The following is a 12620-nucleotide window of genomic DNA, read 5'->3' on the forward strand; positions in this document are numbered from 1 at the left end:
CCCCCATCGCGGCTGAACGAAGCCCGTCGAAGAAAGTCGGAAAAAGCAGAACAACCGCCACGGAGGCCCGTCCCATGCTGCCCAACCGCGCCTTTCTTTGCATGCTCGTCATGGCCCTGCTAAGCCCGCTGGCTGATGCGCAGCAGGCCCTGCGCATCCAGAGCCTGCAACGTTGCGGCGATCTGCTGGCAAGCGAGAAGCAGGACTGGTGCCTGCGGGTGCGCGGCCTTGGCGAGAAGCTGCCCAGGCTGCGGCTCGGCGATGACACCCTGCCCTCCTCGGCGGTGCAACGCAATGGTGACAGCCTGCGCCTGCAGCTGAGCCGCAACGAACATCGCAGCGCGCCGCTGTGGCTGGAAGACGGCTCGCGTGTCAGCAACCCGGTGTGGCTGTCGCTCAATGGCAGCCACGTGCTGGCCGCCGGCCCCGATGAAGTGGCGAAGAACATGGACGGGCTGACCACCTACCTCGACCTGATCAGCCTGCTGATCGAGGAGAGCCACGACGGCCTCGAAGAGGCCAGGCGCCTGGCGCAGAAGTACGACGCCGAGGTGGTCGGCGCCATCCCGCCGCTGAACGTCTACCAGCTGCGCCTACCCGTGAAGAACCTCACCGAGCGCGATGCGCTGGTGCTGCGCATCGGCAACGAAACCAGCGTCGATGCCGTGGTCGTGGAAGAAAGCGCCCCCGAGCGCGGCGAGGAGAGCGAAGGCGCGCGCAAGCCGGCACGCAAACCGGAGAAGAACTCCGAGGAATGGGCCGCCAACCGCTTCATGGACGCGGTCAACTACTACCAGCGGCGCATCCCCGCGGGCGACTCGCCCATCGAGGCCGAGCGCATACGCGTGGGCGTGATCGAGCGGAACGTCGACTTCGACGCACCCGATTTCGCCGACTACCTGGGCGCCTGCCCGGACGGCAAGCCCCGCACCTGCCTCTATGCACGCGATGCCGACGAGCCGGACAACCACGGCAGCACGGTGGCGGGCATTCTAGCCGCGCACTGGGACAAGGGCGGCAACACCGGCTTCCTGCGCGGGCTGGACAAGGCCAGCAAGGGCTTCGAGGTGATAGTCGAGCGCAATTCGGATGCCGGCATCACCGCCAACATCGCCGCCTCGGTCAATCTGGTGGAAGACGGTGTGCGCGTGCTCAACTGGAGCTGGGGCATCCACCGCGTCGGCACGCGCAATGTCGAGGGCGATGAGATCGACTCGCTGGTGCGCTCGAACATCGCCATGAGCGGCTACGAGGAGCTGCTGGAGGAATTCTTCCTCTGGCTGCGCAACGAACACCCGGACGTGCTGGTGATCAACTCCGCCGGCAACGGCTCCTCCTACTCCGGCCGCGACGAGTACCGCCTGCCCTCCTCCTTCATCACCGAGCAACTGCTGGTAGTCGGCGGGCACCAGCGCAGCAAGAAGGATGAGGTCGAGATCGACGACCCGAGCTACGTGGTCAAGCGCGACTCGTCGAACGTCGACATGCGCGTCGACATCACCGCCGCTGCCTGTGCCCAGGCCTCGACCCATGAGGCCGACGTCACCGGCGATGTGCATTGCGGCACCTCCTACGCCACGCCGCTGGTCACCGGAGTGGTCGCCGCCATGCTGTCGATCAACCCGGACCTGCAGCCGGAACAGGTGCGCATGCTGCTCAGGCGCAGCGCCATGACCATAGGCGGCGAGTACGACTTCGAACCGATGGACGCCGAGGACCTGACCGCCCCCATCCTGCCGTCGGAACGCAACTACGAGCTGAGCGACAAGGATGTGGGCCGTTCGGCGCGGCTGGATATGCAGAAGGCATTGGACCTGGCGGTGCAGAGCCGCGACCGGGTGCGCTGACGCACGTCACTCGCCGGAAACGCGCTCGTACAGTTCCACCGGCTCGACCTTGCCCTGGCTGCCGCACTCGCTGTGGCCCAGGCCCAGGTGGCGAAAGCCGGCCTTGAACAGCACGCGCCCGGATTGCGGGTTGCGCGCCAGATGGCTGGCATACAACCGGCGCAAGCGCAGCTGGCGGAAGGCGAAATCCACCAGCGCATTGCAGGCTTCGCTGGCATAGCCGCGACTCCAGTACGGTACGCCGATCCAATAGCCCACCTCGGCCTCGCCGCGGCCGATGTCCTTGAGCGTGATGCTGCCGACCAGCTGGCCGCTGCCCGTCTCGATGATCACGAAGCTGGCCGCCTTGCCATCGAGCCAGTCCTGCGTGCAGCGCGCGATCCATTGCTGCGCGAGCTCGGGCGGATAGGGATGGGGAATGCTGCGGGTGACATCGGCAATGCGAAAATCGCCGGCCAGGCGCTGCACCTCGTCGGCATCCTGCGGCTGCGGCGGGCGCAGCGTCAGGCGTTCGGTTTCGATGCGATGCTCATCCATTTGCCTCTCCTGTCAAACCCATAGGGTGCGCTGCGCGCACCGGCGTTGTTCCTGAAGCGCCCGCTCAGACCGGGGAAGGCCCGATGGGGTAGAACTGCCCGCTGCTCCACACGCCCAGCCAGGGCTTGCCGTCCACTTCGCGCTCCACCGCCAGCTCCACCAGCTGGTAGAACACGTTGCGGTGAATCAGCGCTTCGAGGTTACGCCGCACCAGAATGTAGGGCGAGGGTTCGAGTGTCGCAGGGTCGATCTCCACCCGAATCGGGTGTTCGGCGCCGGCCACCACCTCGTCCTCGACGTTGGTGATGAAACGCAGCACCTGCGTTTCCCCCTCACCTTCCACCTGCAGGGTCACGGCGACGAAGGGGGCGTCGTCCACCTTGATACCCACCTTCTCCACCGGCGTGATCAGGAAGTAGTCGTCGCCGTCACGGCGGATGATGGTGGAAAACAGCCGCACCATGGGTTTGCGGCCAATGGGCGTGCCCTGGTAGTACCAGGTACCGTCGCGGGCGATACGCATGTCGATATCGCCACAGAAATCGGGGTTCCACAGGTGCACGGGGGGCAGGCCCTTGCCTTCGCCCTTGGGGATCTGCGCCAGCAGGTCGCCGGCCTTGCCTGGATCGCTCATGCTCTCTCCTCGTCCATATCTTGCCGGGGACTGAAGAGGATACACCGTGGCACCTGTCGCGGCTAAAGCCCCTCCCACAAGAGCGGCGCGCCGATTGTTCCTATTCTTAGCGGCCAACGCCCATCAGGCTGCGTGCGTAGTCATGTAGCGGCGGGCCGATCAGGTCCTGCGGTTTGGCATCGTAGAACGTCAGGAATCCGCCACGGCTGCGAATCCGCGCGGTATCCACCAGATAGCGGGTATTGGTTTCGATCAGCATCAGCTGAATCACCGCGCGGTCGGTGCCGAGGCGATCCAGCGCCTCCTGATCCTCCCATTCCTCCACCGTGCCGATGCGGTCGTCGCTGTAGGCGAAACGGGCGTACAGCAGATAATGCGCGCCAGCGCCGCGCGCCTCGGCCATGGCTTCATCCAGACCTGCAGGCTGACGTGCGCGGCGCACCAAGGGGAAGTACTCGATGAAGCCGTTGAAGGCTTCCTCGGCTACCACGTTGGGCCGCGGATAACCGTGGCCAGGCGGCACGAAATGGCCCTGGGCGATATAGATGAAGGAGTCCTGCTGCAGGCGCCGCGAGGCCATGCGCTCGGTGCGCCCGTGGTCGAGAAAACCGGCGTCGCGCAGGTGGTACTCGGCGCCGGCGGCCATATCGCTGACCTTCATGCAGCCGCTCAGGCCCAGCAGCGCCACCAGTAGAAGCAGGTTACGCATGAATCCATCCTCCTCGTGCCGGTGACGGAAAACCGGCGGATAAGACCCAGATGCAGATTCTGCGCCAGCCTGGTCAAAGCCCGCGCTGCCACTCCTGGCGCAGGTTCGCCTGCTGCGGTCGCTCGATGGCCTCGCGCACCTGCGCCAGCAGACGCGCCTTGTCACGCCCCAGGTTGCCCTTGAGCACCAGGTAGTTGGAGGCGTGGTCGCTGCGAAACACCGTCTGCTGCAGCTCGAGGCCCTGCAGCAAACGCTCGACTTCGGCGAACAGCTGCAGCTGCGTCAGCGGCTGATAATCGGCGAACTGCTGGCGAAAGCGCGCCTCGCCCATGGGGAAACTGACCACCAAAGTGGAAAGGTATTCGGGCTGGGACTCGTTCATCAGGCGCGCCGAATTGTCGGCATGCTGAGCGCTGAGCACCTGGCCACCGAGCCCGTTGAGAATCATCACCGAGCGGGTGATGCCGGCCTGGCCGAGCTTGTCCAGGGCGCTGAGGCTGGACTCGAAGGTTTCCCCCTTGTTGACCCGCGCCAGCACCTCGTCATCGCCCGACTCGCAGCCGACATAGGCCATCTTCAACCCGGCATCGGCCAGTTCCTTGAGCTCGTCCACCGACTTCTTGCGCAGGTTGCGCGGCAGGCAGTAGCTGGAAACCCTACGGACCTCGGGCATGTGCTCGCGGATGGCCTGCAGGATGGCCAGCAGGCGCCGAGTCGGCAGCACCAGGGCATCGCCGTCGGCGAGAAATACGCGGTTGACGATCAGTTGCTCGCCGGCGCGGCGAATCTCCTCCAGCACCTGAGCTTCGTCACGCGCGCGGAATTTCTTCTGCGGCGCGGTATACATCTCGCAGAAGGTGCACTGGTTCCAGGAGCAGCCGTTGGTGACCGGCAGAATCAGCGACTGGGCCTCGCTCGGCGGGCGGAACACCGGCTCGATGTAGGCGATGGGAAAGGTGGTGGACATGCGGAAGGACACTCGTTCGGTTGACGCCCCGCCAGTGTATCCGCGCCGGACGTGACTGCCGAGCCACCTGGGTATTGGCCACCCGGCTGCAAGTCGCTCAGGTTGCGTTGAACTCACGTGGGACGGGGTTCGAGAATGAACCGTGGGCTGAAGCCCACCCTACGGCACTGGGCATTGCACCCCGTTGCAAGTCGCTCAGGTTGCGTTGAGGTCGTGGGGACGGCGCTCGATGACGGCCGTGGGCTAAGGCCCACCCTATGGCACTCACGTCGGACGGCGCTCGAGTATGAACCGTGGGCTGAAGCCCACCCTACGCGTTGCCGGCGGCACCCTACGGATCAGCCGCCGATGATCTTCATCACCGTCACGCCGCCGGAGAAGGCCAGGTCCTGCTTGTCGCCGAGGGCCTTGACCAGCAGCCGTTGCAGGGCAGGCAGGGCCTGGTGGCGTGGCTTGTCCAGCAGGTCGCCGACGTAATGGCGATTGCTCGACGACAGGCAGCCATGCAGCCAGCCGGTGGAGGACAGGCGCAGGCGCGAGCAGGTGCGGCAGAACGGCACGCTTTCGTTGGCGATCACGCCGAAATGGCCTGCACCGGGAATGGCGTAGCGCATCGCCGTGGCATCTACCGGTGCATCGGCCTGGACGTACTGGTGGCGGCTACCGATCAGCTCGAGCAGCTCGGGCAAACCAACGAACTGCTGGTTGAAGGCATTGGGGTCACGTGCCAGGTGGCCCATGCGCATCAGCTCGATGAAACGCAGTTCGAAACCTCGCTCCAGACAGTAGTCGAGCAGCGGCAGGACCTGGTCGAGGTTCTGCCCACGCAGCGGCACCATGTTGACCTTGATCTTCATCCCGGCTTCGCGCGCCGCTTCCATGCCAGCCAGCACGCTAGCCAGGTCGCCACCACGGGCGATGCTGCGGAAGGCGCTGGCGTCGAGGGTATCGAGCGAGACGTTGAGACGGCGGATACCGCATTCGACCAGCAGCGGCAGCTTGCGCTCGAGCAACTGGCCGTTGGTGGTCAGGCTGATGTCGTCGAGACCGAGCTGGCTGACTTGCCGCAGAAAGGGGTCGAGCCGCGTGCTGACCAGCGGTTCACCGCCGGTGATGCGCAGGCGCTCGATACCGGCCGCTTCGATCAGGTAGGCGACGCCACGCGCCAGGGCGTCGGCGGACAACTCATCCTGAGCAGCGACCAGGCGCTTGCCGTTCGGTACGCAGTAGGTGCAGGCGTAGTTGCAGGCGGCGGTCAGGCTCACGCGAAGGTTGCGAAAGCGTCTGCCCTGGCGGTCGACGATCATGGCGTACTCCGAAAAGGATGACTGGAGTATATCGCCGTAGCCGGCCGCGGCACATGGACCATCGGCCGGCTGAATGAGCGGGGTCGCGTTCGCTATGGGTCGGTGTCGCCCGCAGCGAGCCCCGTCGGGACTCAGTCGCGCTTGCGCTTGTTGCCCATGCGCACACCGATGTCCATGAGGAACTGGAAGAAGCCTTCCTGATCCTCGAGCACGTTGCTCCAGAACGGCGAGTGGTACAGCGCTACGGCACCATGTACCAGCGCCCAGGCAGCGCAGTAATGGAAGTACGGCGGCACGTCTTCCAGTTTGCCTTCGGCGATGCGGCCCTTGATCAGCTGGGTCAGGCGCTCGAAGTTGGAGGCGCGGATCTTGTGCAGCTGCTCGACCATCTCCGGCACCTGATTGCCCTTGACCACCTTCTCTTCCAGACGGTCGAACAGGCGATAGCGCTGCGGGTCGCGCATGCGGAACTCGAAATAGGCACGCGACAGCGCTTCCTTGTCGCGATCAACGTCGGCCGAATGCAGCAGCTCGTTGAGGTCGCGCTCGTAGTCGAGCATCAGGCGCAGGTAGATCTCCGCCTTGGATTTGAAATGCTTGTAGATGGTGCCTTTGCCGATACCGACCGCATCAGCGATCATCTCGACGGTGACGCTGTCTTCTCCCTGTTCGAGGAAGAGTTTCAGCGCGGTATCGAGAATTTCTTGCTCGCGGCGACGGAATTCGCGGACCTTACGGGGTTCTTTCTGCATAAAGGGACTGCGGGGTCAAAAATCGAAGCCGCCTATTATGCCCAAATGCGGCCAAATTGCACGGATCATCCGACCATGTACGTGTTTCATGATGAGTTCCCCCTGGAAAATGGACTGCGCTATCTGAACCATGCGGCGGTCGCTCCCTGGCCCAAACGCAGCGCTGAAGCGGTGCGGCGGTTCTCTGAAGCGAACGTGACCAGCGGCGCACGTGATTATCCCGACTGGCTGAAACTTGAGCGTAGCCTACGCGAACGCCTGATGCGCCTGCTGAACGCACCAAGCACCGGCGATATCGCACTGGTCAAGAATACCTCCGAGGCGCTGTCGTTCGTGGCCTTCGGCCTGGATTGGCGCCCCGGCGATCAGGTGATCATCAGCAACGAGGAATTCCCCTCCAACCGCATCGTCTGGCTGGCGCTCGCCGCTCAGGGCGTGGAGGTGGTCGAAGTCAGCCTCAAGGGCGATGATCCGGAGGCAGCTCTGCTCGCCGCCTTCACGCCTCGTACGCGCCTGCTGTCGATCAGTGCCGTGCAGTTCGCCAGCGGCCTGCGCCTGGATCTGCCACGCCTCGGCCGCGGCTGCCGTCAGCACGGCGTGCTGTTCTGCGTGGATGCCATCCAGCAGCTCGGCGCCCTGCCCTTCGACGTCCAGGCCTACGACTGCGACTTCGCCATGGCCGACGGCCACAAGTGGATGCTTGGCCCGGAAGGCCTGGGGGTGTTCTATTGCCGTACCGCCGTGCGTGATCAGTTGAAGCTGCATGAATACGGCTGGCACATGCTCGAGCACGCCGGCGACTACACCCGCCAGGACTGGCAACCGGCGCGCAGCGCCCGGCGCTTCGAATGCGGCAGCCCGAACATGCTCGGCGCCTTCGCCCTGGAGGCGAGCCTGTCGCTGCTCGAAGAGGTGGGCATGGAGCGCGTCGGTGCGCTGCTGGAAGAGCGTGTGCAGCAATTGACCGACGGCATTGCCAGGCTGCCGGGGGCTACACTGCGCAGTCCGCTGGCTACGCAACGCCGCGCCGGCATCCTCAACTTCAGCCTGGCGGGCTGGGACAACGCCGCGCTGTATCAGCGCCTGCGCGAGGAGCAGGTGATCTGCGTGCAGCGTGGTCCGGGGGTCAGGCTCTCGCCGCACTTCTACACCCGCGAGCAGGTGATCGAAGAAGTCCTGGAGCTGCTGACCCAGTTGGCAAAAGGGTGAGAATCTGCGCACGGCCTGCTGCGCGTCGACCCTGCCGCGTTAAAAACAAGCTCGGGCGGCTCATTTACAACGCGTAAACTCCCCGCCCTCGCTTTTTTTGCCTAGCAGGACTCTAGCTCGCAACGCAGTGAACAGATTCGGAGGACTCAGCAGCGTCCGTGGTATTCCAAATCCGTTTAAAAAACTCGGACTTTGGCCTGGACGCTTGCTGATCATGGCCAATACTAAAACTTACTGGCGTGCGGCATCTCCCCCCAAGTGCCCCGCCAGCCAAGGTACCGTGGACCGCGTATCTTGATTTACTCCTAATGGTCTTGACCCGGATTCATCCCCCAGAGTCCGGGTTTTTTTTGCTCGGCAGATCAGCGTTTCCGCAGGGTGGGTTAGCCGCCCGTCACGGTCGTAGATTGCTTCGCTGGATAGGGGGCGGCGTAACCCACCATTGCTGCAATGGTCGCCTATCGCCTGGTGCGCGCGGCGCACCCTACGGGCTGTCACGCCTCGGCAACGCTGGCCAACGATAACAGCAAACCGTAGCCCGGATGCAATCCGGGAAATATTTACCGACCACCCCGGATTGCATCCGGGCTACGCCATAGTTTCAGGCCACACCAGCTAGTGGGAACAGGCGCTTGAAGTTGCTCAAGGTCTGCTCGGCTAGGGTCTCGTAACTGACGCCACGCAGCACCGCCAGGTATTCGGCCACTTCCCGGACGTATTGCGGCAGATTCGGCTTGCCGCGATGCGGCACGGGCGCCAGGTAAGGCGAGTCGGTTTCCACCAGCAGGCGGTCGGCCGGCACCTGACGGGCCACCTCGCGCAGCGCTTCGGCATTGCGGAAGGTGACGATGCCGGACAGCGAGATGTAGAACCCGATATCCAGCGCGGCCTTGGCCATCTCCCAGTCCTCGGTGAAGCAGTGCAGCACCCCGGCCTGCGGCAGCGCCGCCTCGCGCAGCAGCGCCAGGGTATCGGCGCGCGCCTCGCGGGTATGCACGATCACCGGTTTGCCGGTGATGCGCGCCGCTTCCAGATGCAGGCGGAAGGACGCCTGCTGCAGAGCGGCGGATTCCGGCTCGTAGTGGTAGTCCAGGCCGGTTTCGCCGATGGCGACCACCTTCGGATGCGCCAGCTCGCCCAGCAGCCAGTCCAGCGCCGGTTCCGCGCCCGGTTCGAGGTCCAGCGGATGCACGCCCACCGAGCAGTCGACATCGGCATAACGCTCGGCCAGGCCCTTGACCGTGGCCGCGTTGTCGGCGCTGACACCGATGCACAGGAAATGGCCGACGCCGGCGGCGCGCGCCGCATCCAGGGCAGCATCCAGCGAACCGCCATGGGCAGCGAGGTCGAGACGATCAAGGTGGCAATGGGAGTCGATCAGCACAGCAGTAAAACTCGGGCAAAGGGAAAGCCCGAATTGTAATCGAAAGCGGCAGGTGCCTGGACGCTCAGAGGGAGATGCTTTGGCCGCGAGGAGAGTTCGCTCGCGGCCAGCGAATCACATGGTGTGCGTCGGGCGGTCGGACTTCAGTGCGCCGGCTAGGTAGGTTTCGATCTTGTTGCGCGCGGTATTGTCGCCATCGTTGAACTGCACGCCGACACCGGCGGCGCGGTTGCCCTGAGCGCCTTTCGGGGTGATCCACACCACCTTGCCGGCTACCGGAATCTTCTCCGGCTCGTCCATCAGATTGAGCAGCATGAACACTTCGTCACCGAGCTTGTAGCTCTTGTTGGTGGGAATGAAGAGACCGCCGTTCTTGATGAAGGGCATGTAGGCCGCGTACAACACGGACTTGTCCTTGATGGTCAGGGACAGAATTCCGTTACGGGGACCCAGATTGGGTGGCAGGCTCATCAGCACATTCCTGGCGTTTATTGCTTAATGCTCGATTCTAGGGCCTGTACATACTCCTGCGCAAACCAGCGGATGGCAGGCAGCCAGCAGAATGTGACGCCCTGCCGAATCCGGCCGTGCTCAGCCGCGTCCTTGCCCTGGCAGAGCGGCCCACTGCACCAGCAAGGCTTCCAGCAGCAGCACACGGTTGAGGTTGGCCTTGCCGATCACCTTCTGCCTTTGGCCAAGCAGCCATTCCTGAATGGCCAGCACCCTGGGCTGCGGCGTCTTGTCCGCCAGGTATTGCACTACCTTGCGCATATCGGCCTGGCCCAGGCCCTCCTCGTCCTGGGTCAGCTGGTAACGCAGCATCAGCTGCGCCCAGTCGCTGAACCAGTCGAACAGCAGATTCAGCGGCAGCGCGTTCCAGCTTTCCGCCAACTGGCTCGGCGAAACCTGCTGTTTGAGCAGCTTCTTCACCCCCTCCACCGCCTGCGCGCGCTGCTCGCGCACGCCCTGCGCCTGCAAGCGCACGGCGGCCAGTGGCGAGCCCGCCGCCAGGGTCAGCAGATCGCTTCGTTCATCCTCACCCAGTTCGGGCAAAGCCTCGGCCAGCCAGGCCAGGCTCGTCATCTCGCTCGGCAGCGGACAGGCCTGCTGCACGCAGCGGCTCTTGATGGTTGGTAACAGGCGGCTGGGCTGATGGCTGATAAGCAGCAGCACGGTATTGCCGGATGGCTCTTCCAGGCTTTTCAGCAGCGCGTTGGCGGCGTTGAGGTTCATCGCCTCGGCCGGTTCCAGCAGCACCACCTTGCGCCCGCCAAGCTGAGCGGTCTGTACCACGAAATCGACCAGCTCACGTACCTGATCGACCTTGATCGGCTTGTCCGCCTCCTCGGGCTCGAGCACGAAGTTGTCCGGGTGAGTGCCGGCGGCCAGCAGATGGCAGGACTTGCAGTTGCCGCAGGCGTCCAGGCCGCTCGGGCTTTGGCAGAGGAGATATGCCATCAGGCGCTCGGCCAGAGCACGCTTGCCGATGCCGGTGGGACCATGCAGCAGGTAGGCATGGGCATGCTGACTGCGCCCGGCCAGTTGCTGCCAGAGCGGTTGCTGCCAGGGGTAGATCTCAGCCACGGCAGGCCTCCAGCAGGCTCGGCAGCAAGGCGTCGATATCGTCCTGCACCTGCGCCAGGGTCTGCCCGGCGTCCAGCACGCGATAACGTTGTGGCGCCTGCGCGGCGCGCTGCAGGTAGGCCTGGCGTACCGCTTCGAAGAAGCCACGGCCTTCCTGCTCGAAACGGTCCAGACGACCGCGCGCCGCGGCGCGCGCAAGACCCACCTCCACCGGCAGATCGAAAATCAGCGTCAGGTCAGGACGCAGCTCGCCCTGAACGAACTGCTCCAGCTGCGCAATGCGCTCGATGGACAGTCCTCGCCCGCCGCCCTGATAGGCATAGGTGGCATCGGTAAAACGGTCGCACAGCACCACGCAGCCCTTGGCCAAGGCCGGGCGAATCACTTGTTGCAGGTGCTGGGCTCGCGCGGCGAACACCAGCAACAGCTCGGTATCGGCCGCCATCGGCTCGCCGCTGGGGTCGAGCAGCAGTTCGCGGATACGCTCGGCCAGCGGTGTGCCGCCGGGCTCACGGGTCAGCAGCACGTCGACGCCCCGCTCGCGCAGGCGCTCGGCCAGATACTCGCGGTTGGTGCTTTTGCCCGCGCCTTCCGGGCCTTCCAGGGTAATAAACAGACCGGTCACGGATTGCCCTTATTCGGTTTCGGCCGCCGCGCGCGGCGCGGGGCTGGAGCGGTAGTCGGCGCGACGCTTGAGCTGGTATTCGCGCACGGCGCGATTGTGCTCATCCAGGGTGTTGGAGAACACATGACTGCCGTCGCCTCGCGCGACAAAATACAGGGTGGTGCCATCGAGCGGGTTGAGCGCGGCGTGAATGGCCTCACGCCCGACCATGGCGATCGGCGTCGGCGGCATGCCGTCGATGGTGTAGGTGTTGTAGGGCGTCGGTGTACGCAGGTCTGCACGAGTGATACGACCGTTGTAGCGCTCGCCCATGCCGTAGATCACGGTGGGGTCGGTCTGCAGACGCATGCCCAGGCGCAGCCGGCGGACGAACACGCCGGCGATCTCGCCACGCTCCTCGGGCACGCCGGTTTCCTTCTCGATCATCGAGGCCATGATCAGTGCCTCGTACGGCTCGCGGTAGGGCAAACCCTCGGCACGCTTCTGCCACTCTTCGGCGAGCACGGCTTCAAGGCGAGCATTGGCCTGCTTGAGCAGGTCCTCGTCGCTCATGCCGCGCACGTAGCGATAGGTATCGGGAAAGAAGCGTCCTTCCGGATTCTGTCCGGCCAGGCCCAGACGCTCCATCAACTGGGCATCGGTGAGATCGGCCAGACGCTGCTCCAGGCGCTCCTGACGCCCAAGGGCCGCACGCACCTGGCGGAAGTTCCAGCCCTCGACCAGGGTCAGGCTGTATTGCACCACTTCGCCGCGCTGCCACAGGCCGAGCATGTCCCGCGCGCTGTGCTCGGGCAGCAGGCGATATTCGCCGCTGTGCATGGCCGGAGCACGCAGGTTGAAACGCCAGTAAAGGCGCAGCCAGAAAGCGTTGTCGATCACGCCGTCGGCTTCCAGACGATTGAGCAGGCCGCTCGGCGTGGCGCCGGACGGCACTTCCAGAAGCATTTCTTCAGTCAGATGCAGAGGCTGTTCCAGCGCCCTCTGCTGCTGCCAGGCGGCCCCGACCACCAGCAGCGCAGCCAGCAGCACGCCGCACTCGAGCAGCACCAAGATCTTGCGTAGCAC

At 64.7% G+C, this 12620-nt stretch carries 13 protein-coding genes; 2 read left to right on the top strand and 11 right to left on the bottom strand.

What is annotated here, in order from left to right; all coding sequences use genetic code 11:
- The first annotated feature begins 74 nt into the window (after positions 1 to 74).
- On the top strand, positions 75 to 1847 hold the full coding sequence (locus BLS61_RS00915) for a S8/S53 family peptidase (protein WP_090426103.1): 1773 nt from the start codon (positions 75 to 77) through the stop codon (positions 1845 to 1847).
- 6 nt (positions 1848 to 1853) lie between these two features.
- On the opposite strand, the gene BLS61_RS00920 is transcribed toward BLS61_RS00915, so the two are convergent.
- The 6 genes from BLS61_RS00920 to BLS61_RS00945 all read right to left on the bottom strand — a co-directional run bounded on the left by BLS61_RS00920 (position 1854) and on the right by BLS61_RS00945 (position 6753).
- Positions 1854 to 2384, bottom strand: coding sequence for a GNAT family N-acetyltransferase (locus BLS61_RS00920; RefSeq protein WP_090426105.1), 531 nt, complete (start codon positions 2382 to 2384; stop codon positions 1854 to 1856).
- 64 nt (positions 2385 to 2448) lie between these two features.
- Entirely contained in the window at positions 2449 to 3018 is a 570-nt protein-coding gene (locus BLS61_RS00925) for a DUF1285 domain-containing protein (protein WP_090426107.1), read from the bottom strand.
- 106 nt (positions 3019 to 3124) lie between these two features.
- The gene (locus tag BLS61_RS00930) at positions 3125 to 3727 is read right to left on the bottom strand and encodes a DUF4823 domain-containing protein (RefSeq protein ID WP_090426109.1); all 603 of its coding nucleotides are present in this window, start codon (positions 3725 to 3727) and stop codon (positions 3125 to 3127) included.
- Between the two features lie 73 nt (positions 3728 to 3800).
- A complete protein-coding gene (locus BLS61_RS00935; protein ID WP_090426111.1) occupies positions 3801 to 4694 on the bottom strand; it encodes a radical SAM protein in 894 nt (297 codons plus the stop codon).
- Positions 4695 to 5032: 338 nt separating this feature from the next.
- Positions 5033 to 6001, bottom strand: coding sequence for a GTP 3',8-cyclase MoaA (locus tag BLS61_RS00940; protein ID WP_090426114.1), 969 nt, complete (start codon positions 5999 to 6001; stop codon positions 5033 to 5035).
- Between the two features lie 131 nt (positions 6002 to 6132).
- Positions 6133 to 6753: a TetR/AcrR family transcriptional regulator gene (locus BLS61_RS00945; RefSeq protein WP_003245158.1), complete on the bottom strand. Its 621-nt coding sequence runs from the start codon at positions 6751 to 6753 to the stop codon at positions 6133 to 6135.
- A gap of 75 nt (positions 6754 to 6828) precedes the next feature.
- On the opposite strand from BLS61_RS00945, the gene BLS61_RS00950 reads away from it, so the two are divergent.
- The gene (locus BLS61_RS00950) at positions 6829 to 7962 is read left to right on the top strand and encodes an aminotransferase class V-fold PLP-dependent enzyme (protein ID WP_090426116.1); all 1134 of its coding nucleotides are present in this window, start codon (positions 6829 to 6831) and stop codon (positions 7960 to 7962) included.
- Positions 7963 to 8563: 601 nt separating this feature from the next.
- Here the strand turns inward: BLS61_RS00950 and BLS61_RS00955 are convergent.
- The 5 genes from BLS61_RS00955 to mltG all read right to left on the bottom strand — a co-directional run bounded on the left by BLS61_RS00955 (position 8564) and on the right by mltG (position 12620).
- Positions 8564 to 9346: a TatD family hydrolase gene (locus tag BLS61_RS00955; RefSeq protein WP_090426117.1), complete on the bottom strand. Its 783-nt coding sequence runs from the start codon at positions 9344 to 9346 to the stop codon at positions 8564 to 8566.
- A gap of 114 nt (positions 9347 to 9460) precedes the next feature.
- Complete coding sequence (locus tag BLS61_RS00960; protein WP_003245164.1) at positions 9461 to 9817, bottom strand: PilZ domain-containing protein; 357 nt, start codon at positions 9815 to 9817, stop codon at positions 9461 to 9463.
- A gap of 120 nt (positions 9818 to 9937) precedes the next feature.
- Positions 9938 to 10930 carry a DNA polymerase III subunit delta' gene (locus BLS61_RS00965; protein WP_090426119.1) on the bottom strand — a complete coding sequence of 331 codons (993 nt, stop codon included), beginning with the start codon at positions 10928 to 10930 and terminating at the stop codon, positions 9938 to 9940.
- A complete protein-coding gene (tmk, locus tag BLS61_RS00970) occupies positions 10923 to 11555 on the bottom strand; it encodes a dTMP kinase (protein WP_090426121.1) in 633 nt (210 codons plus the stop codon). The genes BLS61_RS00965 and tmk overlap by 8 nt, the downstream gene beginning before the upstream one ends.
- Before the next feature lie 9 nt (positions 11556 to 11564).
- Positions 11565 to 12620, bottom strand: coding sequence for an endolytic transglycosylase MltG (gene mltG, locus BLS61_RS00975; protein WP_090426124.1), 1056 nt, complete (start codon positions 12618 to 12620; stop codon positions 11565 to 11567).

It is taken from the genome of Ectopseudomonas guguanensis, from assembly GCF_900104265.1.
GTDB classification, from domain to species: domain Bacteria; phylum Pseudomonadota; class Gammaproteobacteria; order Pseudomonadales; family Pseudomonadaceae; genus Aquipseudomonas; species Aquipseudomonas guguanensis.

What these genes read in the sequence shown, in the direction of transcription:
- BLS61_RS00915 (WP_090426103.1), top strand. Translation starts at nt 75, where the DNA reads ATGCTGCCCAACCGCGCCTTTCTTTGCATGCTCGTCATGGCCCTGCTA.
- BLS61_RS00920 (WP_090426105.1), bottom strand. Translation starts at nt 2,384, where the DNA reads ATGGATGAGCATCGCATCGAAACCGAACGCCTGACGCTGCGCCCGCCG.
- BLS61_RS00925 (WP_090426107.1), bottom strand. Translation starts at nt 3,018, where the DNA reads ATGAGCGATCCAGGCAAGGCCGGCGACCTGCTGGCGCAGATCCCCAAG.
- BLS61_RS00930 (WP_090426109.1), bottom strand. Translation starts at nt 3,727, where the DNA reads ATGCGTAACCTGCTTCTACTGGTGGCGCTGCTGGGCCTGAGCGGCTGC.
- BLS61_RS00935 (WP_090426111.1), bottom strand. Translation starts at nt 4,694, where the DNA reads ATGTCCACCACCTTTCCCATCGCCTACATCGAGCCGGTGTTCCGCCCG.
- BLS61_RS00940 (WP_090426114.1), bottom strand. Translation starts at nt 6,001, where the DNA reads ATGATCGTCGACCGCCAGGGCAGACGCTTTCGCAACCTTCGCGTGAGC.
- BLS61_RS00945 (WP_003245158.1), bottom strand. Translation starts at nt 6,753, where the DNA reads ATGCAGAAAGAACCCCGTAAGGTCCGCGAATTCCGTCGCCGCGAGCAA.
- BLS61_RS00950 (WP_090426116.1), top strand. Translation starts at nt 6,829, where the DNA reads ATGTACGTGTTTCATGATGAGTTCCCCCTGGAAAATGGACTGCGCTAT.
- BLS61_RS00960 (WP_003245164.1), bottom strand. Translation starts at nt 9,817, where the DNA reads ATGAGCCTGCCACCCAATCTGGGTCCCCGTAACGGAATTCTGTCCCTG.